General features: G+C 70.9%; 24 protein-coding genes, 1 tRNA gene and 1 riboswitch. Of the genes, 18 read left to right on the forward strand and 7 right to left on the reverse strand.

What is annotated here, in order from left to right; translation table 11 throughout:
- Positions 1 to 10: 10 nt before the first annotated feature.
- From ACWEPL_RS06195 to ACWEPL_RS06215, 5 genes are all read left to right on the forward strand, one after another.
- Entirely contained in the window at positions 11 to 1,387 is a 1,377-nt protein-coding gene (locus ACWEPL_RS06195; RefSeq protein ID WP_350730171.1) for a DUF4331 domain-containing protein, read from the forward strand.
- A gap of 154 nt (positions 1,388 to 1,541) precedes the next feature.
- A complete protein-coding gene (locus tag ACWEPL_RS06200; protein ID WP_363962857.1) occupies positions 1,542 to 2,741 on the forward strand; it encodes a tetratricopeptide repeat protein in 1,200 nt (399 codons plus the stop codon).
- The gene (locus tag ACWEPL_RS06205) at positions 2,738 to 4,201 is read left to right on the forward strand and encodes a nickel/cobalt transporter (protein WP_452435369.1); all 1,464 of its coding nucleotides are present in this window, start codon (positions 2,738 to 2,740) and stop codon (positions 4,199 to 4,201) included. The genes ACWEPL_RS06200 and ACWEPL_RS06205 overlap by 4 nt, the downstream gene beginning before the upstream one ends.
- Positions 4,202 to 4,260: 59 nt before the next feature.
- A complete protein-coding gene (locus ACWEPL_RS06210; protein WP_452435370.1) occupies positions 4,261 to 4,836 on the forward strand; it encodes a PadR family transcriptional regulator in 576 nt (191 codons plus the stop codon).
- Positions 4,833 to 5,633, forward strand: a complete 801-nt coding sequence (locus ACWEPL_RS06215; protein WP_452435371.1) for an SGNH/GDSL hydrolase family protein — start codon at positions 4,833 to 4,835, stop codon at positions 5,631 to 5,633. Before ACWEPL_RS06210 ends, ACWEPL_RS06215 begins: the two co-directional genes overlap by 4 nt.
- 21 nt (positions 5,634 to 5,654) lie before the next feature.
- Here the strand turns inward: ACWEPL_RS06215 and ACWEPL_RS06220 are convergent, their stop codons facing one another.
- Together ACWEPL_RS06220 and ACWEPL_RS06225 are read right to left on the reverse strand one after the other, a co-directional pair.
- Entirely contained in the window at positions 5,655 to 6,410 is a 756-nt protein-coding gene (locus tag ACWEPL_RS06220; RefSeq protein ID WP_355207214.1) for a hypothetical protein, read from the reverse strand.
- Positions 6,411 to 6,456: 46 nt separating this feature from the next.
- Entirely contained in the window at positions 6,457 to 7,161 is a 705-nt protein-coding gene (locus tag ACWEPL_RS06225) for a FadR/GntR family transcriptional regulator (protein ID WP_452435372.1), read from the reverse strand.
- A gap of 124 nt (positions 7,162 to 7,285) precedes the next feature.
- Here ACWEPL_RS06225 and ACWEPL_RS06230 point away from each other — a divergent pair, with 124 nt between their 5' ends.
- Genes ACWEPL_RS06230 through ACWEPL_RS06245 form a run of 4 tightly spaced genes read left to right on the forward strand, consistent with a single transcriptional unit; the run spans position 7,286 to position 11,500 of the window.
- Positions 7,286 to 8,656 carry a glutamine synthetase family protein gene (locus ACWEPL_RS06230; RefSeq protein ID WP_363962852.1) on the forward strand — a complete coding sequence of 457 codons (1,371 nt, stop codon included), beginning with the start codon at positions 7,286 to 7,288 and terminating at the stop codon, positions 8,654 to 8,656.
- Between the two features lie 9 nt (positions 8,657 to 8,665).
- Complete coding sequence (locus ACWEPL_RS06235; RefSeq protein ID WP_363962851.1) at positions 8,666 to 10,009, forward strand: aldehyde dehydrogenase family protein; 1,344 nt, start codon at positions 8,666 to 8,668, stop codon at positions 10,007 to 10,009.
- A 2-nt stretch (positions 10,010 to 10,011) separates the two neighbouring features.
- Positions 10,012 to 10,776: a 3-oxoacyl-ACP reductase gene (locus ACWEPL_RS06240; protein WP_350730157.1), complete on the forward strand. Its 765-nt coding sequence runs from the start codon at positions 10,012 to 10,014 to the stop codon at positions 10,774 to 10,776.
- A gap of 34 nt (positions 10,777 to 10,810) precedes the next feature.
- Complete coding sequence (locus ACWEPL_RS06245; protein WP_452435374.1) at positions 10,811 to 11,500, forward strand: gamma-glutamyl-gamma-aminobutyrate hydrolase family protein; 690 nt, start codon at positions 10,811 to 10,813, stop codon at positions 11,498 to 11,500.
- An 11-nt stretch (positions 11,501 to 11,511) separates the two neighbouring features.
- On the opposite strand, the gene ACWEPL_RS06250 is transcribed toward ACWEPL_RS06245, so the two are convergent.
- Complete coding sequence (locus ACWEPL_RS06250; RefSeq protein WP_363962849.1) at positions 11,512 to 12,342, reverse strand: hypothetical protein; 831 nt, start codon at positions 12,340 to 12,342, stop codon at positions 11,512 to 11,514.
- Between the two features lie 94 nt (positions 12,343 to 12,436).
- Positions 12,437 to 12,534: riboswitch (glycine riboswitch) on the forward strand.
- A gap of 131 nt (positions 12,535 to 12,665) precedes the next feature.
- On the opposite strand from ACWEPL_RS06250, the gene gcvT reads away from it, so the two are divergent.
- The 3 genes from gcvT to ACWEPL_RS06265 are packed head-to-tail and all read left to right on the forward strand — an operon-like array spanning position 12,666 to position 15,569.
- Positions 12,666 to 13,751, forward strand: coding sequence for a glycine cleavage system aminomethyltransferase GcvT (gene gcvT, locus ACWEPL_RS06255; RefSeq protein ID WP_452435375.1), 1,086 nt, complete (start codon positions 12,666 to 12,668; stop codon positions 13,749 to 13,751).
- Positions 13,748 to 14,137: a glycine cleavage system protein GcvH gene (gcvH, locus tag ACWEPL_RS06260; protein WP_363962847.1), complete on the forward strand. Its 390-nt coding sequence runs from the start codon at positions 13,748 to 13,750 to the stop codon at positions 14,135 to 14,137. Before gcvT ends, gcvH begins: the two co-directional genes overlap by 4 nt.
- 55 nt (positions 14,138 to 14,192) lie before the next feature.
- Entirely contained in the window at positions 14,193 to 15,569 is a 1,377-nt protein-coding gene (locus ACWEPL_RS06265; RefSeq protein ID WP_397368824.1) for an L-serine ammonia-lyase, read from the forward strand.
- A 19-nt stretch (positions 15,570 to 15,588) separates the two neighbouring features.
- Here the strand turns inward: ACWEPL_RS06265 and ACWEPL_RS06270 are convergent, their stop codons facing one another.
- Both ACWEPL_RS06270 and ACWEPL_RS06275 read right to left on the reverse strand, forming a co-directional pair.
- Positions 15,589 to 16,137 (reverse strand): hypothetical protein, encoded by a 549-nt coding sequence (locus tag ACWEPL_RS06270; protein ID WP_363962845.1) that lies wholly within the window; start codon positions 16,135 to 16,137, stop codon positions 15,589 to 15,591.
- A 93-nt stretch (positions 16,138 to 16,230) separates the two neighbouring features.
- Positions 16,231 to 16,830 carry a DUF6286 domain-containing protein gene (locus tag ACWEPL_RS06275; RefSeq protein ID WP_363962844.1) on the reverse strand — a complete coding sequence of 200 codons (600 nt, stop codon included), beginning with the start codon at positions 16,828 to 16,830 and terminating at the stop codon, positions 16,231 to 16,233.
- Between the two features lie 136 nt (positions 16,831 to 16,966).
- Between ACWEPL_RS06275 and ACWEPL_RS06280 the strand changes: the two genes are divergently transcribed.
- Positions 16,967 to 18,160: an amino acid deaminase/aldolase gene (locus ACWEPL_RS06280; protein WP_452435376.1), complete on the forward strand. Its 1,194-nt coding sequence runs from the start codon at positions 16,967 to 16,969 to the stop codon at positions 18,158 to 18,160.
- Between the two features lie 25 nt (positions 18,161 to 18,185).
- Here ACWEPL_RS06280 and ACWEPL_RS06285 read toward each other — a convergent pair whose 3' ends face one another.
- A complete protein-coding gene (locus ACWEPL_RS06285; protein ID WP_357742844.1) occupies positions 18,186 to 18,515 on the reverse strand; it encodes a DUF3618 domain-containing protein in 330 nt (109 codons plus the stop codon).
- A 152-nt stretch (positions 18,516 to 18,667) separates the two neighbouring features.
- Here ACWEPL_RS06285 and bcp point away from each other — a divergent pair, with 152 nt between their 5' ends.
- Together bcp and ACWEPL_RS06295 are read left to right on the forward strand one after the other, a co-directional pair.
- Positions 18,668 to 19,141, forward strand: coding sequence for a thioredoxin-dependent thiol peroxidase (bcp, locus tag ACWEPL_RS06290; protein ID WP_355207238.1), 474 nt, complete (start codon positions 18,668 to 18,670; stop codon positions 19,139 to 19,141).
- Positions 19,142 to 19,246: 105 nt separating this feature from the next.
- Positions 19,247 to 19,329: transfer RNA gene (locus ACWEPL_RS06295), tRNA-Leu, on the forward strand.
- 80 nt (positions 19,330 to 19,409) lie between these two features.
- Here ACWEPL_RS06295 and ACWEPL_RS06300 read toward each other — a convergent pair.
- Complete coding sequence (locus ACWEPL_RS06300) at positions 19,410 to 19,895, reverse strand: hypothetical protein (protein ID WP_363962842.1); 486 nt, start codon at positions 19,893 to 19,895, stop codon at positions 19,410 to 19,412.
- Positions 19,896 to 20,071: 176 nt separating this feature from the next.
- Between ACWEPL_RS06300 and ACWEPL_RS06305 the strand changes: the two genes are divergently transcribed.
- The 3 genes from ACWEPL_RS06305 (at position 20,072) to ACWEPL_RS06315 (ending at position 22,800) form a co-directional block, all read left to right on the forward strand.
- Positions 20,072 to 21,244 (forward strand): sensor histidine kinase, encoded by a 1,173-nt coding sequence (locus tag ACWEPL_RS06305; protein ID WP_452435377.1) that lies wholly within the window; start codon positions 20,072 to 20,074, stop codon positions 21,242 to 21,244.
- Positions 21,245 to 21,257: 13 nt separating this feature from the next.
- On the forward strand, positions 21,258 to 21,953 hold the full coding sequence (locus ACWEPL_RS06310; RefSeq protein ID WP_452435378.1) for a response regulator transcription factor: 696 nt from the start codon (positions 21,258 to 21,260) through the stop codon (positions 21,951 to 21,953).
- Positions 21,954 to 22,044: 91 nt separating this feature from the next.
- The gene (locus tag ACWEPL_RS06315; RefSeq protein ID WP_452435379.1) at positions 22,045 to 22,800 is read left to right on the forward strand and encodes an ABC transporter ATP-binding protein; all 756 of its coding nucleotides are present in this window, start codon (positions 22,045 to 22,047) and stop codon (positions 22,798 to 22,800) included.
- Position 22,801 lies beyond the last annotated feature (1 nt).

Here is a 22,801-nt window from a genome sequence, read left to right on the forward strand (position 1 = left end):
AGGACCGAAAATGGAGCTCCGGATCAACCGGCGCGCTCTAGTCGGACTTGGCCTCGCCGCAGCTGTCGCCGCGTCGTCGTTGGCCGTGCTCCGCACCGACTCCGGCATCGCTTCCTCGCACCGCGAGGCTCCCATGATCGCGGGCGACCCCCAGCACGACAACACGGACGTGTACGCGTTCGTGAGCCCTGACAAGGCCGACACGGTGACCCTGCTGGCCAACTGGATCCCGTTCGAGGAGCCCCACGGCGGCCCGAACTTCTACCCGTTCGCCACCAAGTCCCGCTACAACATAAAGATCGACAACGACGGCGACGCCAGGCCCGACATCACGTACGAGTGGACGTTCCGCAACGAGGACAAGCGCGGCAACACCACGTTCCTGTACAACAACGGCCCCGTCACCTCGCTCGACGACCCGAACCTGCTCTTCCGCCAGCGCTACACGCTCAGGAAGATCACTCCCAGCGGCACCCGGACGCTGGTCGGCGACGGCATCGTCGCGCCGAGCAACGTCGGCCCGGCCTCGATGCCCGACTACGGCACCCTGCGCGCCCAGTCCATCAAGAGCCTGCCCGGCGGCGGCAAGTCGTTCGCCGGCCAGGCGGACGAGGCGTTCTTCCTGGACCTGCGCGTGTTCGACCTGCTCTATGGCGGCAACCTGTCCGAGGTCGGCCAGGACACCACCCGGGGCTACAACGTGAACAGCGTGGCCCTCCAGGTGCCCTCCTCCGAGCTGGCGCTCAAGGGCGACGTCAAGCGCAACCCGGTGATCGGCGTCTGCTCGACCACCGACAAGTTCAACGGCAGCAGGTACGTGCAGGTCTCGCGCCTGTGCAACCCGCTGGTGAACGAGGTCGTCTCGCCCGCCGGGCTCAAGGACGCCTTCAACGCCCTGCCCCCGGAGAAGGACGCCGATGTGGCGCCGCTGGTCAAGCGGGTCATCGACCCCGAGGTGGCCAGGCTGCTGGAGGCCATCTACGGCATCAAGGCCCCCGCGACCCCGCGCAACGACCTGGTCGAGATCTTCCTGACCGGCATCGCCAAGCAGAACGGCCCGATCAAGGCCGACCTCAACTCGCAGGTGCTCAACAAGGACGCGGGCAAGCTGCGCCCCTCCGAGATGCTGCGGCTGAACATGGCGATCCCGCCCGCGAAGGACCCGAACCGCCTCGGCGTGCTGGCCGGTGACCTCCAGGGGTTCCCGAACGGCCGCCGTCTCATCGACGACGTCGTGGACATCGAGCTGCAGGCCGTGGCCGGCGCCGCGGTGACCGGCAAGCTCGTGCCCGGGCTGACGGACAAGGTGGACAGGAACGACAAGCCGATCCTCCAGTCGTTCCCCTACATCCCGCTGCCCGGCAATGTCGCGGTGAACCAGCGCTGACTCCCCGACCGGCCTGCTCCCTCTCCAAGCGGGCCGGTCAGCCACCGGCGGCAGACCACCCTTCTCCCACCGTCTGCCGCCGACATGAGGCCGGCCGGCCGTGCTCCCCGTCACGGCCGGCCGGCCAACTCCCCAGCACCCTGGAGCCTTGGACATGCGTGCCTTCGTGATATTCGCCGGGCTTGCCCTCATCGGGGCCATGACCTTCACGATCCTCTCGTTCTCGGCGGCGCCCGCGCCGGGGCCGGTGGCGGACAAGCCGTTCACCGAGACGCTGCAGGATCGGCTCAAGCGCCTGCCGGGCGACTACCGCGGCTGGGCCCAGCTCGCCTCCCAGTACGTCGACCAGGCCAGGATCACCGGCGACCCGTCGTACTACACGAAGGCGGAGGGCGCGATCACCACGGCCGCCAAGCTGAGGGCCGAGGACGACGCGGTGCTCACCGGCCAGGCGGCGCTGGCCGCCGGGCGCCACGACTTCGCCGAGGCGGTGCGGCTGGCCGAGCGTGCGATCGATGTCAACCCGTACGGCGCCCCGGCCTACGGCGTGCTGGCCGACGCGCGGACCCAGCTCGGGGACCTGCGCGGGGCGCGGCGGGCCGTGGACGAGATGCTGGGCCTGCGGCCCGGAGTGGCGGCCTTCGCCCGCGCCTCGTACGCGGCCGAGCTGCGCGGTGACAGGGCCGGAGCCCGCAAGTACCTCGAAATGGCGCAGAACGACGCGTGGCAGCCGGCCGACCTCGCCTACGCCCGCTACTACCTGGGCGAGCTGGCCCTCCACTCCGGCGACCTGGCCACGGCGGCCGGCTGGTACGCCAAGGCCCTGCAGGCCTACCCCGGCTACACCCCGGCGCTCGCGGGCCAGGCCAGGACCGCCGCGCTGAGCGGCCGGCTGACCGAGGCGCTCGGCCTCTACCAGAGCGTCGTCGAACGCCTCCCGCTCCCCCAATACCTGATCGAGCAGGGCGAGACCCGGATCAAGGCGGGCCGGCCCGCCGACTGGACCCTGCTGAAGGCGCAGCGCAAGCTGTTCCAGGCCGCGGGCGTGCGTGACGACCTGACCTGGGCCGAGTTCGAGGCCGACCACGGAGACCCGGCGCTGGCGGTCGAGCACGCCAGGGCCGAGTACGCGCGCAACCCGAACCTCGTCGCCGCCGACGCCCTCGCCTGGGCCCTGTTCAAGGCGGGCAAGCCGGCCGAGGCGCTGCCGTACGCCAAGAAGGCCACGGCGACCGGCTGGCAGAACCCGCTGCTGAAGTACCACCGCGCCAAGATCGAGCAGGCGCTGGGCCGGTCCGTCAAGGTGGACGCCGGCTTCGACCCGACACTGTCCGCACTGGCGAGGTTCTCATGAGAGTCATCCGGCTCGGCCTGCTGTCCGTCGCGATGGGCCTGGTGCTGTCGCTGGGCCTGAGCGTCGTCCTGGTCGCCGCGGCCAAGGCCGCGCCCGTGGCCATGCACCCGCTGGGCAACTTCACCGTCAACCACTACAACGGGCTGCGGATCTCGCCCTCCGACGTGCGCAACCTCGCCGTCGTGGACGCGGCCGAGCTGCCCACGCTGCAGGCCAAGCCGCAGGTGGACGCCTCGTACGCGACCCGCCGCTGCGGCGCGCTGGCCGCCGCCCAGCGGATCACGGTGGCGGGCCGGACGGTGCCGTGGCGGGTGGCCGGCGCCGCCTTCGCCTACGCCCCCGGCCAAGGGGGTCTCCAGACCAGCCGGCTGACCTGCCGGCTCGTGGCCGAAGTCCGCGTCTCGGGGGCCGTGGAGTTCGCCGACGGGTTCGAGCAGGACAGGATCGGCTGGCGGGAGATCACGGCGGTGGGCGACGGGGTGCGCCTGGTCCGCTCGTCGGTGCCGTCGGTGAGCGTGAGCAAGGAGCTGCACGCGTACCCCGGGGATCTGCTGGCGAATCCGCTCGACCAGCGCACCGCGACGATGGCCGTCGCGCCCGGCGCGGGCCTGCCCGGCCAGGGCGGCTCCGGCGCTCCCGGTGGCACCGTGTCCGGCGGGATCGGCATCGGCGGGCCGATCGGGGACGCGCTGGCCGCCCTGGACCGGACGTTCGCCGGGCTGATCGGCTCCGACTCGCTGACGCTCCCGCTCGGGCTGCTGGCGGTCGGGCTGGCCGTGGTGCTGGGCGCCGGGCACGCGCTGATCCCCGGGCACGGCAAGACCATCATGGCCGCGTACCTGGCCGGACGGCGTGGGCGCCCGCGCGACGCGCTCGTGGTGGGCGCGACGGTGACGGCCACGCACACGGTCGGGGTGCTGGTGGTGGGGCTGCTGCTGAGCGCGTTCACGGCGCTGGCGGGCGAGTCCGTGCTGGCGTGGCTGGGGGTGGCCAGCGGCGCGCTGATCGCCGTCATCGGCTTCCGCCTCCTCCTGAACGCCCGCCGCGGCACGTCCCCGCACGGCCACGGACACGGGCATGGCCACGGTCACGGCCACGGTCACGGCCACGGGCACGGTCACGACGGCGAGGAGGCGACGAAACGGGCAGGGCTGGTGGGGCTCGGCATCGCGGGCGGGCTCGTCCCCAGCCCGTCGGCCCTCGTCGTGCTCCTCGGCGCCATCGCGCTCGGCCGCACCTGGTTCGGCGTGGCGCTGGTGACCGCGTACGGCATCGGGATGGCCGCCACCCTCACCGCCACCGGCCTCCTGCTGGTCAAGCTGGTGGACCGCCTGGAACAGCGCGCCTCGGCGGGCCGCCGCCTGGCCGCCAGGCTCTCGGGCCTGGCCCCGGTGGGCACGGCCGCGATGGTGGTGCTGCTCGGCGCGGGCCTGGCCCTCCGCTCGGTGGCGACCCTCTAGCGTCCGTACATCTATGCCTTTATAGTCATGTCCATGACTACTCATGGACATGACTATTCATGGCTCTGAGGCATGCCATGCTGGCGGCCCTGCTCGGCGGCGAGTACAGCGGCTACCAGCTCACCAAGATCTTCGACGTCGGCGTCTCCAACTTCTGGTACGCCGCCCCTCAGCAGCTCTACGCGGAGCTGACCAAGCTGGAGGCCCACGGGCTGATCGCGGGGCGGGAGGTCGTCCAGACGGGCCGGCCCAACAAGCGGGTGTTCACGGTCACCGAGGCCGGGGCCGCCGAGCTGGCGGCCTTCGCCGCGACCCCACCCAAGCCCCTGCTCATCCGCGACGACCTCGCCGTCAAGGTGCACGCCGTGGACCACGTCGATCCGGGGCCCGTGATCGAGCAGCTCCGGGAGCGGGCGGAGGAGGCCGCGGTCAGGCTCGCCTTCTTCGAGCAGACCCTCCTGCGCATACGCGGTGACCTGGACGAGGAGACGTTCCTGCGCCGGGGCGAGCACGTCGGCCCCTACCTGTCCTGCCTGGCCGGCTGCCGCCTGGAACGCGAGATGCGCGACTGGTGCCTGGAGACCGCCCGGACCCTGACCGAACGCGCGGCCCACGCGGAGAGGACGACGCCATGACCTACGTGCGTTATGTCGCCATCGGCGACAGCCAGACCGAGGGCCTCGGGGACGGCGACGACGTCACCGGCCACCGCGGCTGGGCCGACCGCCTCGCCGAGCACCTGGCCGCCGCCAACCCGGACCTGCTCTACGCCAACCTCGCGGTCCGCGGCCGCCAGGCGGCCGAGATCCAGGCCGAGCAGCTGCCCGCCGCCCTGGCGCTGCGCCCCGACCTGGTCACGGTCATGGCGGGCATGAACGACATCATCCGCCCCGGCTTCGACGCCGCCATAGTGGCGGGCATCGTGGAGGACATGATCGTCCGGCTGACCGCCGAGGGCGTGCACGTGGTCACCATGACCTTCCCCGACATCGCCAGGATCGCGCCGATGGCCCGCCCGCTCCGGCCCAGGCTGATCGAGTTCAACGCCCGTGTACGTGCCGCCGCCGCCCGCCCGGGGGTCACGCTGCTGGACACGTTCCCGCTCGACTTCACGGACGCCCGGATGTGGAGCGCCGACCGGCTGCACGCGAGCCCGGCCGGGCACACCCGCTTCGCCGCCGCCGTCGCCCACGCCCTGGGCCTGCCCGGCAGCGACGACACGTGGATGTCGCCCCTGACGCCGTTGCCCGCCCCGGGCGCCTGGCGCGCGGCGTCGACGGAGCTGCGCTGGCTGGCCACCTTCGCCGGCCCGTGGATCGGCCGCCGCCTCCGCGGCCGGTCCTCCGGCGACGGCCGCACCGCCAAACGCCCGCTGCTCACCCCGGTGATCGCCGGAGGTCAGTCGGTGTCCGGCACCTCCGGGTCGTCGTAGCCGAGGTCCCCGTCATCCGGCTCAGGTGTGCCGACGGCCGCGCCGCGTGGAAGGGAGATCGTGACGCCCTGAGAGGAACTCCTGGAAGGCGATCTTGGCCCTGATCGCCGGCCGCCGCCACCGTTCCTCCCGGTGGATGGCCTTGGCCATCTTGCGCGGCGAGCGCTGGGCGAAGAACCAGCGGGCCCACGGGGAGCCGGGGCGGGCCAGCCGTAGCGCGCCCACCACCAGCATCGGCGGCACGAACAGGCCGGCCATCCCCGTCCAGATCTTGCCCTTGAGCAGGGTGACGACGGCGAGCGCCAGGTTGGCCACGATGAGCGCGCCGGGGTTGACCAGGGTGCCGTAGTCCCAGGTCAGGGGACGTAGGCCGATGAGGAGCAGGCCGGTGACGGCGATCGCGATGAAGACCGCGTCCACCGAGGTGCGCCCCTCCTCCTCCCAGTACACGTCGTGCAGGTGCAGGATCAGCGCGAACTCGTCCAGCACGAGCGCCGACCCGATGCCGAAGATGGAGGCCGCGACGGCGTAGCCGACCTGCGAGGCGGAGGACACGATGAGCCCGCTGACCCCGCCGACCAGCATCAGCACGACGCCGAACACGATGTGGTGGATGTGCATCTCGCCCACGTTCAGGTTGCGGAACCAGCCGACCTTCGCCCTGATCAGGCGGACGTTGATGCGCGTGGCGATGAACGCCACGATGAGCGTGACGAAATAACAGAACAGCGGCAGCCGTCCTGTGGCGACGATGTTGTGCTCGAACCAGTTCTCCATGACTCTAGAAAGAGATGGTACGAGGGCCCCTGCACCTTCTAGACCGTCAAGCGAGAAAGGCCCGCAAAAGGGCAGCTGTGCCCTCCAGGTGCTCGGTCACCGCCCGGCGGGCCCCGTCCGGGTCCCCGGCCAGGATGGCGTCCACGATCGCCTGGTGCTGGCTCGCGGCATGATCGAGGTTGACCTGGAGCATGGGGATCGCGTTCAGCAGGTCGCTCACCCGCGAGCGGGCGTCCGCGCACGCCGTGGCGAGCAGGGTGGAGCCGGTCAGCTCGGCGATGGACAGGTGGAAGGCCGTGTCGAGGCGGCGGTAGTCCTCGATCGGGGCCTCGTTCAGCTCCGACAGCCGGCGGAGCAGCACCTCCCGCCTGTCCTCCGCGAGGCGGGAGGCGGCCAGCACCTGGGCCGCCCCGCACTCCACCGCCAGGCGGAAGGTGAGCGCGTCCGACAGGTCGTCGCTGCCCATCTCCGCCACGACCTGCCGCAGCTCGCCCGCGTCCGGTTTGGGGGGAACGTAGGTGACGAAGGCTCCCCCGTAGCGGCCCCTCCGCACATCGAGGTAGCCCGCGTCCGACAGCGCGCGGATCGCCTCGCGCAGGGTGACCCGGCTGATGCCGAGCCGCACGGCCAGCTCGCGCTCCGGCGGGAGCTTGTCGCCGGGCGGGACCACACCGAGCTTGATGGCCTGGAGCAGCCGTTCCACCGTCTCCTCGAAGGCGTTGCCGGCCCGCACCGGGCGCAACAACGTCATCAAACGCGCCGACTCGTCCAACGTGTCCTCAGGTCTTGACAACGGATCCCGCGTACACATCAATGGTCTAAGACTAGCCCAATCAACGGGAAAGCGCCTCTGACCAGATCGGAGCGGGGATAGCGTGAGCGAGCGATCGAGCACCGGGTTCCTTTCCGTCAGCGAGCTGCGCGACGAGGTGGCGCTCGGGCGCATCGACACCGTGCTCCTCGCGATCGCCGACATGCAGGGCAGGCTGCAGGGCAAGCGGCTGTCCGCCCGCTATTTCCTCGAAGAGGTGCTGCACCACGGCTCCGAGGGGTGTAACTACCTGCTCGCCGTCGACGTGGACATGAACACCGTCGGCGGCTACGCGATGTCGTCCTGGGAGCGGGGCTACGGCGACTTCGTGATGAAGCCGGATCTCGCGACGCTGCGCAGGGTGCCGTGGCACGAGGGGACCGCCATGCTGATGGCCGACCTCGCCTGGGAGGGCGGCGGCGACGTGACCGCCTCGCCCCGGCAGATCCTGCGCAGGCAGCTCGCCCGCCTCGCCGAGCGGGGGCTGGCCGCGTACGTGGGCACCGAGCTGGAGTTCATCGTCTACGAGGACAGCTACGAGGACGCCTGGAAGCGCGGCTACCGGGACATGTCACCGTCCAACCTCTACAACGTGGACTATTCGCTGCTCGGCACCGCCCGCATCGAGCCGCTGCTGCGGCGGATCCGCCAGAACATGGAAGGCTCCGGCCTGTACGTCGAGTCCGCCAAGGGCGAGTGCAACCTGGGCCAGCACGAGATCGCCTTCCGCTACGACGAGGCGCTCAGGACCTGCGACCACCACGTCATCTACAAGAACGGCGCGAAGGAGATCGCCGCCCAGGAGGGCAGGTCGATCACCTTCATGGCCAAGCCCAACCAGCGCGAGGGCAACTCCTGCCACATCCACATCTCGCTGCGCGGCGGCGACGGGGATCCGGTGATGGCGGGCGACGGGCCGTACGGGCTCTCCCCGCTCGGCGCCCGCTTCATCGCCGGGCAGCTCGCCTGCCTGCGCGAGCTCACCCTCCTGTACGCCCCCAACATCAACTCCTACAAGCGCTACGTCCCCGGCAGCTTCGCGCCCACGGCCGTCAAGTGGGGTGTGGACAACCGCACCTGCTCGCTCCGGCTCGTCGGCCACGGCCCGTCGCTGCGCGTGGAGAACCGGGTGCCGGGCGGCGACGTCAACCCCTACCTCGCGGTGTCCGCGCTGATCGCGGCCGGGCTGCACGGCATCGACAACGAGCTGCCGCTGGAGAGCGCGTTCGAGGGCAACGCCTACGACTCCGGCGCCGAGAGCGTGCCCCACACGCTGCGGGACGCGCTGGCGCTGTTCGAGGGGTCGAAACTGGCCCGCGAGACGTTCGGCGAGGACGTGGTCGAGCACTACGCGAACAACGCGCGCGTGGAGCTGGCCGCGTTCGACGCGGCGGTGACGGATTGGGAGCTGTTCCGTGGTTTCGAGCGGATGTGAAAGAAGCACATGAAGATCGTTAATCCGGCGACGGAAGACGTCCTGGCCGACGTCGAACTGGCCGACGCCGCCGAGGTGGACCGGGCGGTGGAGCGTGCCAGGGCCGCGTACGCGACCTGGCGCGAGGTGTCGCCCGGGGACCGGGCGCGGCTGCTGCGCAGGTTCGCCGGCCTGGTGGACGAGCACGGCGAGGAGCTGGCGCGGCTGGAGCTGGCCAACTCCGGGCACCCGATCGGGAACGCCCGGTGGGAGGCCGGCAACGTCCGCGACGTGCTGCACTTCTACGCCGGCGCCCCTGAGCGCAACCACGGCAAGCAGATCCCGGTGCCGGGCGGCGTGGACATCACGTTCCAGGAGCCGCTGGGCGTCGTCGGCGTCATCGTGCCGTGGAACTTCCCCATGGTGATCATGACCTGGGGCGTGGCCCCGGCGCTCGCGGCCGGCAACACGGTGATCGTCAAGCCGGCCGAATGGACCCCGCTGACCGCGCTGAGGCTGGCGGAGCTGGCCCTCGCCGCGGGCCTCCCCGAGGGGGTGCTCCAGGTGCTGCCTGGGGCAGGGGAGGTCGCGGGGGCCCGGCTCGTCGAGCATCCCGGCGTGGCGAAGATCGTGTTCACCGGCTCGACCGAGGTGGGCAAGGAGATCGCCGCCAAGGCGGCCCGGCAGGTCAAGCGGGTCACGCTGGAGCTGGGCGGCAAGTCCGCCAACATCGTCTTCGCCGACGCGGACCTCGACAGGGCCGCGAGGACCGCGCCGTACGCGGTCTTCGACAACTCGGGCCAGGACTGCTGCGCCCGCTCCCGCCTCCTCGTCCAGGCCGAGGTATACGACGAGTTCATGGAGCGCCTGACGGCGGCCGTGCGGGGCGTCACGGTCGGCGACCCGCTCGACGAGGGCACCGACATGGGCCCGCTGATCAGCGCCGAACACCTCGACCGGGTGCGCGGCTTCGTCCAGGGCACCCCCTACCTGCAGGGATCCTGCCCCGAGGGCAGGGGCTTCTGGTTCCCGCCGACCGTGCTGACGCCGGAGCTCACCGACCCGGCCTTCACCGAGGAGATCTTCGGTCCTGTCATGTCCGTGGTGCGCTTCGAGGACGAGGCGGAGGCCGTACGCATCGCGAACGACACCCCGTACGGCCTGAGCGGCTCCATCTGGACCCGCGACGTCGGGCGGGCGCTACGCGTGGCCAGGGCCGTCGAGTCGGGCGCTCTCTCGGTCAACTCGCACTCGTCGGTCCGCTACTGGACCCCCTTCGGCGGCTTCAAGCAGTCCGGTCTCGGCAGGGAGCTCGGCCCCGACGCCCTGGCGGCGTTCACCGAGACCAAGAACGTCTTCATCTCCTGGGAGTGAAAGTGCAGCGTTTGCAGGATCGGGTGGCCGTCATCACCGGCGCGGGCAGCGGCATCGGGCTGGCCACGGCACGCAGGTTCGCCGAGGAGGGCGCCAAGGTCGTCTGCGTGGACGTCGACGAAGAGGCCGGCGTCAAGGCCGCGAACGAGGTCGGCGGCCTCTTCGTCAAGGCCGACGTCACCGACGAGGACGACGTCGTCAGGATGTTCCGGACCGCCTTCGACACCTACGGCAGCGTGGACATCGCCTTCAACAACGCCGGCATCTCGCCGCCCGACGACGACTCGATCCTGGAGACCGGCATCGACGCCTGGCGCCGGGTCCAGGAGGTGAACCTGACCAGCGTCTACCTCTGCTGCAAGCACGCCATCCCGTACATGCGACGGCAGGGCAAGGGCTCGATCATCAACACCGCGTCGTTCGTGGCCGTCATGGGGTCGGCGACCTCGCAGATCTCGTACACGGCGTCCAAGGGCGGCGTGCTGGCGATGTCGCGCGAGCTGGGCGTGCAGTTCGCCCGGGAGGGCATCAGGGTGAACGCGCTGTGCCCCGGGCCGGTGAACACGCCGCTGCTGCAGGAGCTGTTCGCCAAGGACCCGGAGCGGGCGCAGCGGCGGCTGGTGCACATCCCCGTCGGGCGCTTCGCCGAGGCCTCGGAGATCGCGGCGGCGGTGGCGTTCCTGGCCAGCGACGACGCGTCGTTCATCACGGGTAGTGAGTTCCTGGTGGACGGGGGCATCTCCGGCGCCTACGTCACGCCGCTCTAGCTCTGGTCCGGTCTGGTTTCTCGGGGGTCATATCGTGCAGCGTCCCGTCATCGGCATCACGTCGTACGTGGAGCCGGCGAAGTTCACGGTCTGGGACATGACCGTGGCGCTCCTGCCGTACATGTACGTGGAGCAGGTCGTACGCGCCGGCGGGCAGCCGATCGTGCTGCCGCCGGCCGGCGAACCCGCGCAGGTCGTCGGCCGCCTGGACGGCCTGATCCTGGCCGGTGGCGGGGACGTCGATCCGGCCCGGTACGGGCAGGAGCCTGGGGATCAAACCGGCTATATCCGCAAATTTCGTGATCAGGCGGAGTTTGGGCTGATCGCGGCGGCCCTCGACGCCGGCCTGCCGTACCTCGGCATCTGCCGCGGCCTCCAGGTGCTCAACGTCGCCCTCGGAGGCAGCCTCCACCAGCACCTCCCCGACGTCGTGGGGCACACCGGCCACTCCCCCGCCCCCGGCCGGTTCGGCCCGCTGCCCGTCACGCCCGTCCCCGGCAGCCGCCTGGCCAAGGAGCTGGGCACGGAGCCCGTGACCGTCCCCCACTACCACCACCAGGCCATCGACCGGCTCGCGCCCGGTCTCACGGTCACCGCCACCGCCGGCGACGGCACGATCGAGGCGGTCGAGCTGAACTCGGCCCCCTTCGCCGTGGCCGTGCAGTGGCACCCCGAGGCGGCCGAGGACGGCGCCCTCTTCGAGGCGCTCGTGTCAGCCTGCTGACCTCCCGGGGCTCATTCGACCGGTCCAAGCACACCGTTCAGGGCCACGGCCCCGGCGCCGTGCTTGGCCTCCAGGTCGCGGCGCTGCTCGTCGGTGGCCACCCAGACCTGCGCGTTCACCTGGTTGCCCCGCACGCTGGACGACACCGAGACGAGACCGTCGCCCAGTTCGGACTGGACCTCCCGCTGGATCGCCTCCAGCTCGCTCTGGCTGCGCGCCGCGCCGCTGAGGCAGAGCGCGCCGCCCCACACCTCGCGGATCCACGCCTCGCGGCCGGACAGGTCGCCGGTGAACCTCAGGTTGAGCACCAGCCGCCGCGGGTCGTTCGCCTCCGGCGACTCAGCGGGGAGCCCCTTCATGTAGCTCTGGTCGAACCAGGCGCCCGCGAACTCCTCGGCGGTACCGGCCCGCGCCATCGCCTGGTCCAGCGCCTGCTGCGTGGCCTTGGCGGGATCGACCGGCCGCCAGCCGCCCTCCGGCGCCGGGCACGGGCTGGTGAAGTCCTCCTCGTGAGCGGAGGCCGCCTTCCTGGGGGCGCCCGGCGGCTCGGTGAGCGTCAGCCTGGTGCCGTCCCAGGTGCCCACGACGCGGTACTCGCCCCACTTCACGCCGCGCTGCGACTCGTGATCCACCTTGGTCCAGTCCCAGCCGACGACGTCCGGACCGCCGCACTGCGGTGGCGCCGACTCCATGACCATCACGCACAGCTGCGGTCCATGCCCGCCGCCTTCGAGTACCGTCAGGTTCGCCTCGTAACGGGGAGGGGACCCGGCCTCCGATGCGCCGCAGCCCGCGAGGGCCAGGGTGGTCAGCAGGCCGAAAGTCGCCGTTCGCCGATTCATATCCTTTCGACGTCACCACCCCCCGGAGTGGTTCATGAGCGATCAGAACGCGACAACAACCCCATCGCGGCACTAGGCTGACGGGCATCACCGGCGAAACCGTGCGGGAGAGCGCCCTGGCAGCCGGTCAGGGTCCCTGAAGGAGCAAGCCCTCCCCGCAAACCTCTCAAGGCAAAGGACCGCACGGCCTTTGGTGACCTCTGGAAAGCAGGCCCGCGGGCCTCGCCGAAGGTGAAAGTCCGGCAAAACTCGGGCGAAGCTCTCAGGCATCGATGACAGAGGGGGAGGATGCTGGCATCCAATCCTGTCCAGAGGTGCGAGAAATGTCCCGACCAACACCGCTACGAGACGTTCACGAGAGCCTCGGCGCCACGCTCACCGACTTCGCCGGGTGGCTCATGCCGCTCCGGTACGGGAGCGAGTCCGCGGAGCACAACGCCGTTCGCCAGGCGGCCGGGCTGTTCGACCTCTCCCACATGGGCGAAATCTTCCTGACCGGGCCGCAGGCCGGGCAGGCGCTCGACTACGCGCTGGTCGGCCACCTGTCGGCGCTGGCGACCGGGCGGGCCAGATACACGATGATCGTCAACGAGCGGGGCGGGGTGCTCGACGACCTCATCGTCTACCGGCTCGACGACGACGAGTTCATGGTCGTGGCAAACGCCTCGAACTACGAAAAAGTGGCAAAAGAGCTGATTGAGCGGTCGAAGGCGTATGACGTGCTGGTCGAGGACCGGTCGGACCAGTACGCGCTGATCGCCGTACAGGGGCCCCGGTCCCAGGAGATCCTCGCCACGCTCACCGACGCCGACCTCGACGGGCTCAAGTACTACGCGGGCCTGCCCGACCTGGTCGACGGGCGGCAGGCGCTGATCGCCCGCACCGGCTACACCGGCGAGGACGGGTTCGAGCTGTTCGTCGCCAACCAGGACGCGGTGCCGCTCTGGCACGCGCTCATGGCGGCGGGCGAGCCGCACGGCCTCAAGCCCGCCGGCCTGTCCAGCCGCGACACCCTCAGGCTCGAGGCCGGCATGCCGCTCTACGGCAACGAACTGGGCGTCGAGCTGACCCCGTTCGACGCGGGGCTGGGCAGAGTGGTGAAATTCGACAAGCCGGGCGACTTCGTCGGCCGGTCGGCGCTCGAGGCAATCAAGGACGACCCGCTCCGGCGCCGGCTCGTCGGCCTGGTCGCGCGGGGACGCCGGGTGCCGCGCCACGGCTACCCGGTCACCAAAGACGGCGCCGTCGTCGGCGAGGTCACCAGCGGTGCGCCCTCCCAGAGCCTGGGCAGGCCCATCGCGATGGCCTACGTGGACACCGAGGCCGAGTCAGGCCTGGCCGTGGACATCCGGGGCAGCCATGAACCTATGGACCTGGTAGAGCTGCCCTTCTACAGGAGGAACAAGTGAGCAACATCCCTGACGACCTGAGCTACACCAAGGAGCACGAGTGGGTGGCCGGCCTCGACGACGGCCTCACCGTGACCATCGGCGTCACGGCCTTCGCCGCCGAATCTCTTGGTGACGTCGTCTTTGTGCAGCTCCCCGACGTCGGCTCGACCGTCGAGCCGGGCGACTCCGTCGGCGAGGTGGAGTCGACCAAGTCGGTGAACGAGATCTACACCCCCGTCGGGGGTGAGATCGTCGAGGTGAACCAGGCCGTGGTCGACGACCCGAGCCTGGTCAACAGTGACCCGTACGGCGACGGTTGGATGTTCCGGGTGCGCGTCGAGGGCGACGCCGAGGACGTGCTCTCCGCCGAGGAGTACAAGGCACTCACCTCAGGCGATTCCTGACCTTTTTGCCGGGGCCCTGCGACGGGCCCCGGCACCAGCATGAAGGGCGCCATCAATGGCGATCAGCGTCTTCGACCTCTTCAAGATCGGCATCGGCCCGTCGAGCTCCCACACGGGAGGCCCGATGGCGGCCGCGCACAAGTTCGCCCGCGGGCTGCACGACGACGGCCTGCTCTCCCGGGTCGCGCGGGTCGAGGCCATCCTGTACGGCTCGCTCGGCCTGACCGGCAAGGGCCACGGCAGCGACAAGGCGGTCCTGCTCGGCCTGTCCGGCGAGAAGCCCGAGCTCGTCGACGTCGACTCCATCGACGGCCGCCTGGCCGAGATGCGCGAGTCGGGCACGGTCAAGCTGTACGGGACGCACGAGATCCGCTTCGTCGTGGGCGAGCACCTCGTCTTCGAGCGCAAGATCTCGCTGCCCGAGCACCCGAACGGCATGCGCTTCACCGCGTACGACGCCGACGGCGGGCAGCTGAGGGAGAAGGTCTACTTCTCGGTGGGCGGCGGCTTCGTCGTCGACGAGAAGGCCACGGGCGCCGACCGCATCAAGCCGGACGACACCGTCCTGCCCTACCCGTTCACCACGGGCGAGGAGCTGCTCAAGCACTGCTCCAACACGGGCCTGTCGATCTCGGCGCTGATGCTGGAGAACGAGAAGGCGTTCGGCCGCACCGAGGAGGAGATCCGCTCGGGCCTGCTGCGGCTCTGGGCGGTCATGTCGGAGTGCGTGCGCCGGGGCATCTCCAAGGAGGGCGTCCTGCCCGGCGGTCTCAAGGTCAAGCGCCGCGCCAACCAGCTCCACCGCCGCCTGCAGTCGGAGCCGGCGGAGAAGGACCCGCTGCAGGCCATGGACTGGGTCGCGCTGTTCGCGCTGGCGGTCAACGAGGAGAACGCCGCCGGGGGCCGCATCGTCACCGCCCCCACCAACGGCGCCGCCGGCATCATCCCGGCCGTCCTGACGTACTACACCCGCTTCGTCCCGCACGCGGACGAGGAGGGCGTGGTCCGCTTCCTGCTGACGGCGGGCGCGATCGGCGTGCTGTTCAAGGAGAACGCCTCGATCTCGGGCGCCGAGGTGGGCTGCCAGGGCGAGGTCGGCTCCGCCTGCTCGATGGCCTCGGCCGGCCTCACGGAAGCACTCGGCGGCACGCCCGAGCAGGTCGAGAACGCGGCCGAGATCGGCATCGAGCACAACCTGGGCCTGACCTGCGACCCGATCGGCGGCCTGGTCCAGATCCCGTGCATCGAGCGGAACGCGGTGGCCTCCAACAAGGCCATCACGGCCGCCCGGATCGCCCTGCGCGGCGACGGCCGCCACTTCGTGCCGCTGGATCGTGCCATCAAGACGATGCGGGACACCGGGCGGGACATGCTGGACAAGTACAAGGAGACCTCACGCGGCGGCCTGGCCGTCAACGTGATCGAGTGCTGAGCGCACTCTGACGGCCGGGTCAGCGGCGGACGTGCAGGCGGACGACGGTGCTCGCCTCGTCGTCGCTGACCTCGCGGCGGATCCTGCCGACGATGTCGTGGTCCAGTTTGCTCACCACCGCGCCGACGTCCGCGGTGGACGGGCACGTCAGGGTGACGCGCAGGCCGTTCTCGGTGACCCGCACCGCCGACCGGCCCAGCCCTTCCACGCCCTTCAGCCCGACGAAGAGCATCGCGGTGCCCGTGCCGTTGCGAGCGCCGCGGCGGCCCCAGCCGAGGCTGAGCAGGAGCCAGCGGAGCGAGACCAGCGACAGGAGCAGGAAGCTCAGGGCCAGCACCCACAGGGGCCAGGGCTCGTCGGCCAGCACCCGGCGGGCCTGGTTCGGGAGGACCTTGGCGGTGGCGGGCAGGTCGAAGAAGCGGCCGTGGCCGCGGAGCCAGGCGTACACGCCCAGGCCCAGCAGGGTGACGCCCACGATGGCCAGGCCGACGCGGTTGCCCGCGTACTGCCGCATCGCGGCCCCCTTGCCGCGCGGGGCTGTCCGTTGCGCGTCCGTACGTTCGGGCATCAGGCCGCCTCTCCGCGTGGCCGGGGCCTCTCGGTGCGTTCGGGCATCAGGCCGCCTCTCCGCGTGGCCGGGGCCTCTCGGTGCGTTCGGGCATCAGGCCCCCTTTCTGCGCAGCCGGACCACGACCTCGCCCGTGCCCAGCGTGCCCACGCCCGCCAGCCGGTCGCCCACCGCCGTGCCGACCTGCCTGAGCATCGTGCCGGAGCTCTCCGTCCCCGTCATGACCGTGACCTCGATGGTGCTCCTGCGCAGCCGTACCCGGGCCCGGTCCACCCCCGGCACCTGCTGGGCGGCCGCGCGGAGCGTGCGGCGCAGGCCCGAGCGGGTGATGCCGATGACGGTCCGCGGGTCGGACGTCTCCACCGGCACCAGCCTCGACTGGCCGGGCACGATCGCCAGCAGCAGCATGAACGTGCCCGCGCCCACCATGCCCGCGGCGGCGGTGGCCAGCTCGGGCCAGGTGGTCCTGCTTGCGAGCTCGACCAGCCTGTTCACGGGGACCCAGCCGAGCCGGTGGCCGAGCAGCCCTGACACGATCTCGGCCGCCGTCGCCCCCAGCCCGGCGGCCAGCGTGAGCGCGACGAGGGCTCCAGGGAGGGTTCGCGCCGGCCTGAGCACCCTGCTCGCCCGGCGCAGCCCGGTGTGCCGCGCGGGGACGGCGGCGCCGGGGACTGTCTGCTGAAGCGTGGTCATCACAACGACACACGTACACGGGTCCCCCGGGGCCGGAACCGCGCCCCCGCCGCCCGTTTGCCCGAACATTACGGGGCGGCCAACAAGGTGAACAACACTCATATTCATTTGCCCGATATGCCGTTACGCTGCCCATATGGACGACCGCCAGCGCTATGACCGCGCCACAGCGGTCCTCGAGCCGCCGTTCGCGATCCTCGATCTGGCGGCCATGCGGGCCAACGCGGCGGACCTCGTACGGCGGGCGGCGGGCAAGCCGATCCGGGTGGCCAGCAAGTCGGTCCGCAGCCGCCCCGTGCTCGAACGCATCCTGGCCATGGACGGCTTCCGCGGCATCATGGCCTTCACGCTCCCCGAGGCGCTGTGGCTGGCCTCCCACGGGTTCACGGACATCCTGGTGGCCTACCCGACGGCCGACCGGCACGCGCTGGCCGAACTGGCCGGGGACGAGAACGCGGCCAGGCACATCACCCTGGCCATCGACTCGACCGCCCACCTGGACTTCACCGAGGCGGCCGTGGCCGGGGTGAGCCCCCGGGCCGAGATCCGGACCTGCATCGACATCGACGCCGGATATATCGCCTTTGGCGGGAAATTTCGGGCTGGGGTGCTCCGCTCGCCGATCCGCGAGCCGGGCGAGGCCGCCGACCTGGCCGCCGCCGTCGCCAAGCGCCCCGGGTTCCGGGTGGCCGGGCTGATGGCGTACGAGGCCCAGATCGCCGGGCTCGGCGACGACCCGCCCGCGAACGCCGCCTACACCCGCGCCGTCCGCATCATGCAGGCCCGCTCAGCCAGGGACCTCATCCTCAGACGCGGCCGCATCGTGAACGCCGTCCGCCAGATCACCGACCTGGAGTTCGTCAACGGCGGCGGCACCGGGTCCGTCGAGCGCACCGTACGCGAGAAGGCCATCACGGAGGTGGCGGCCGGATCCGGCTTCTTCCACCCGAGGCTGTTCGACTTCTACCGCCGCTTCACCGGGCACCCGGCCGCGCTCTTCGCATTGCCGGTGGTGCGCCGCCCGAGCGTGGACACCGTGACCGTGCTCGGCGGCGGTTATCTGGCCTCGGGCACGCCGGGCCAGAGCCGCCTGCCGCAGCCGTACCTGCCGGCCGGGCTGCGCTACGCCCGGGACGAGGGGGCGGGCGAGGTGCAGACCCCGCTGCTCGGCCAGGCGGCCCAGGACCTGCGGATCGGGGACCGGGTGTGGTTCAGGCACGCCAAGGCGGGCGAGATGTGCGAGCGCTTCGACGCGCTCCACCTCATCGACGGCGACACGCTGGTGGAGTCGGTGCCCACGTACCGGGGCGAGGGCCGGACCTTCCTCTGACGGCCCCCGGCGAGCCCCCTGCGGGTCAGCGGCGCCGGCGGCGGCGCCAGAGCATGACGGCCGCCCCCACGACCAGCACCGCGCCGATTCCTATCAGCACCGGCGCCAGGTCGGGCCGCTCCTCCTCCCACATCTCATCGGGATGCTCGCCGGCTTCGACCGGCCGCGGCGTCACCCCCAGCGCGTCGCCCACGGACGCCACGAAGTGCGTGGCCCTGCTCTTGACGTCGGACACCGTGCGCTCGGCGACCCGCTTGGGGCTCACCCGGTCGGCTATGGCGTCCACCGTCTGCGCCAACTCCGCGCGTGTCCGCGCGATCCGCCGCTCCAACTCGTCCGGATCGGTGTCAGCCATGGCTCTCCTCTCGGCCTCATGCTTGGCCGCGCCCGCTCCGCGTGCCGTGCGAGCTCCGTCGTTCGTGGTGCTGATCAGTCTGTCAGGTCGGCGCGCCGTACGGCACGGCGGCCAGGCCGGTAGGTTGGCGGGAAGGAACTCAGGAGGGCCCATTGACCGAAACCAAGCTCGCGCCCGGCGACGCCGCGCCCGAGTTCACGCTACCCACCGCCGACGGCGAGGCCGTCTCGCTTGACGCCTACCGCGGCAAGCGGGTGATCCTCTATTTCTACCCTGCCGCGATGACGCCCGGCTGCACCAAGCAGGCCTGCGACTTCCGCGACAACCTCGGCCAGTTGACGGCCGAAGGTTTCGTCGTTCTCGGCGTGTCTAAGGACAAACCGGAAAAACTTGCCAAATTCGCCGAACGTGACGCCCTGACCTTCCCCTTGTTGTCCGACCCCGACCTGACCGTGCATCAGGCCTACGGCGCGTACGGCCCGAAGAAGCTGTACGGCAAGGAGGTCGTGGGGGTCATCCGCTCGACGTTCGTCATCGACGCGGACGGAAAGGTGGAGCAGGCGCTCTACAACGTGAAGGCCACGGGCCACGTGGCCGGGCTCAAGAAGAAGCTCGGCCTGAGCTGACCACCCCGGCGGGCCCTCCCGCAGGGCCCGCGCCCGCCTTCACATACGCTCCTCTTCCTCATTGAGAGCGCTAAACTGTGTCAGGCCCGCATTGGCGGGGGCTGCGCGGGCGTGGCGAAATGGCATACGCGGCAGGTTTAGGTCCTGTTGGTGGTGACACCGTGGGGGTTCGAGTCCCCCCGCCCGCACACCTGTGCACCGGACCGGCCATTTCCCCGAAAACAGCGGCCGATATGCGAATGATTTGCGGCCCTGGCGAAAAGAATGGCTAGCCGCTGCTGGTCGGGACCGGGATCGGGGCCGGGGGGACGTCAGAACGCGGGGCCTTCGGCACGACCCAGCTGCAAAAGACGCGGTCCTTCCCGTTCTCCTCGCAGGCGGAGTCGTCGAGGCGCTCGGGCACCTGGAAACGCCTGGGCATCCGGTCCGGCTCCTGCCAGTACATCCCGTGCACCTCGTCCCGGTGCGCGAATCCGCTGACCACCGCCACGGCGGTGCCGCCCAGCAGGGCGCCGATCACGAGGCCGATGAGTCCGGCGCCGAGGACCTGGGCCTGCTTCTGCCGGAAGAACTCCCGGTAGGAGTCGGGATGCCGCGGCGGGGCGAGAGGCATGGTGAATCCGGGGCCCGGAGGGGCCTCGCCGTACTTCAGCCGGCTCCGCGCCCCGGACTCGTGAAGATCGTCGTCAGGGGTCGGGTCGCGCGGTGCTTCCTCTTCACCGCGCGACCCGGCGTCGCGATCATGATCCGCCATCACGATCTCCCTTTACTCGCCCACTAGAGGGGCGCTCCCAGAGACAAGAATGCCCAAGTCACCGTAAGCCCGGCGTAAGACCCCGGTCTGTTCCCCGCCACGTAAGACCTGGGTCGTAGACGCACTTCCACCTACAGGCGGAACAACGGTCAGACGGCGGTACATATCGTGATGGTGTGTTCGGCAAGGTGCGGGCGTGGTCGAGACGCCACGAGAAGCTGGCGGGCGTCCTCCGGGTCGCCCCGCTCGCCACGCTGTGCGCGATCCTGGCGATCCCGTACGCGACCGTCTCCCCGACCGCGGCCGTCGGCCCGTACCTCGGCGTGGCCGGATATCTGGCCCTCTCGGCGGTGCTGCTGCTGCCGCTGCTCTGGCGCGACCGCCCGGTCGCCTCGTTCGCCGCGATCGCGCTGGTCAGCTTCGGGCAGTGGCTGGCGGGCGTCAACCCGCTGCCCGCCAACCTCGCCGTGCTGGTCGCGCTCTGGGCGGTGGCGTACCGGTGCCCGTTCCGCTGGAGCCTGGCCGCGGGCCTGGTGACGGAGCTGGGGGTGTTCCTGGCCCTGGCCAGGTGGGACACGCCCACCTTGGGGATGTTCCTCAGCGCCTCGATCTTCACGGTGACGGTCTGGCTGACCGGCCTGTACGCCAGCACGCGCAGGCGATACCTGGAAGGGCTCGAAGAGCGCGCGGAACGGGCGGAACGCGAGCGCGACCAGCAGGCCAGGATGGCCGCCGCGGCCGAGCGTGCCAGGATCGCCAGGGAGCTGCACGACGTCGTGGCCCACAACGTCAGCGTGATGGTGGTGCAGGCCGACGGCGCGGGCTATGCCCTCGACAGCGATCCCGAGCAGGCCCGCGAGGCCGTCCGGGCCATCTCCAAGACCGGCCGCGCCGCGCTCGCCGAGATGCGCAGGCTGGTCGGCGTCCTGCGCGAGGGCGAGCAGGACGGCACCGACTACACCCCGCAGCCGGGGCTCGGCCAGCTGGAGGACCTGGTACGCGGCTCGGCCGTGCCCGCGCGGCTCCAGGTCGGCGGCGTGCCCGTCGAGCTGCCCGAGGGCCAGCAGCTCGCGGTCTACCGCATCGTCCAGGAGGCCCTCACGAACGCGCTCAAGCACGGCGGCCCGGGCGCCCAGGCGCTCGTGGAGATCGACTACAGCGGCCCTGAGCTCGTCGTACGCGTGACCGACGACGGCAGGGGCGCGGCGGCTCCCAGGAGCGCCGACGGTCACGGCCTGATCGGCATGCGCGAGCGGGTCGGCATGTACGGCGGCGCCGTGTCGGCGGAGCCCCTGCGGGGCGGCGGGTTCGAGGTGCTGGCCAGGTTGCCCATGGTCAAGGCGGCATAGAGGAGGTGGCCGGGTGATTCGCGTGATGCTGGTCGACGATCAGGAGTTGCTGCGCGCCGGGTTCAGGATGGTGCTCGCGGCCCAGCCGGACATCGAGGTGGTGGCCGAGGCCGGCGACGGCGCCGCGGCGCTGGAGCGGCTGGAGACCACCGAGGTGGACGTCGTGCTCATGGACGTGCGCATGCCGGTCATGGACGGCGTCGAGGCCACCAGCCGCATCCGGGGGCCGAAGGTGCTGATCCTGACCACGTTCGACCTCGACGAGTACGCGTTCGCCGCGGTCAAGGCGGGCGCGGCCGGGTTCCTGCTGAAGGACGTGCCGCCGGCCGACCTGGTCGACGCGATCAAGATCGTGCACGCGGGCGACTCGGTGGTGTCGCCGAGCACGTTACGGCGGATGCTGGACAGGTTCGCCGCGCAGCTCCCGACGGACGACCCGGTGGCGACGGCCGACCTGACACCGCGCGAGCGGGAGGTGCTGCTCATGGTGGCCCGCGGCCTGTCCAACATGGAGATCGCCGGCCGCCTGCAGGTGGCGGAGGCGACGGTGAAGACGCACCTGGGGCGGGTGCTGGCCAAGCTGGGGCTGCGGGATCGGGCCCAGGTCGTGGTGTACGCGTACGAGGCCGGGCTGATCGTGCCGTCGCATCGACCCGAAAGTCATCGGCCGGAAGTCATCGACCGAAAGTCTGACCGGAGTCATCTGTAGTCCTACACGAAGTCCATCCGCAGGTCCCACAGATCCTGAACTTTCCACTCCTAGCGTGGTTCGCGTTGAAAAACCGCGACAAGGAGTGAAAGTGACGCTCACCGATACCCGGCGCCAGGCCCCGCCCGCGGTGGTGGCCAGAGATCTGACCAAGGTGTACGGCGAAGGCGACGCCCAGGTGCACGCCCTCCACGCGGTGAACGTGTCCTTCGCCACCGGGGCCTTCACCGCGATCATGGGCCCGTCGGGCTCGGGCAAGTCCACGCTGATGCACTGCCTGGCCGGGCTCGACGCCGCCACCTCGGGCACCGTGCACATCGGCGATGTGGAGCTGACCGGGCTGACCGACCGGCAGCTCACGCTGCTGCGCCGCGAGCGGATCGGGTTCGTCTTCCAGGCCTTCAACCTGCTGCCCACGCTCACCGCCGAGCAGAACATCCGCCTGCCGCTGGACATCGCCGCCCGCCAGGCGGACCAGCAGCTGTTCGACCGGGTGATCGAGACCGTCGGGCTGAAGGACCGGCTCGGACACCGGCCGAGCGAGCTGTCCGGCGGCCAGCAGCAGCGCGTGGCCGTGGCCAGGGCACTGATCAGCAAGCCCCAGGTGATCTTCGCCGACGAGCCCACGGGGAACCTGGACTCCGGCAGCGGGGCAGAGGTCCTGTCCTTCCTGCGCACCTCCGTACGCGAGCTGGGCCAGACCATCGTCATGGTCACGCACGACCCGGTGGCCGCCTCGTACGCCGACCGCGTGGTGTTCCTGCGCGACGGCGAACTGGTCACCGAGATCGGCTCGCCGACACCGCAGTCCGTGCTGGACACGCTCGTCCAGCTGGAAAGGGCGTGAC

This window comes from Nonomuraea sp. NPDC004186 (assembly GCF_053603495.1).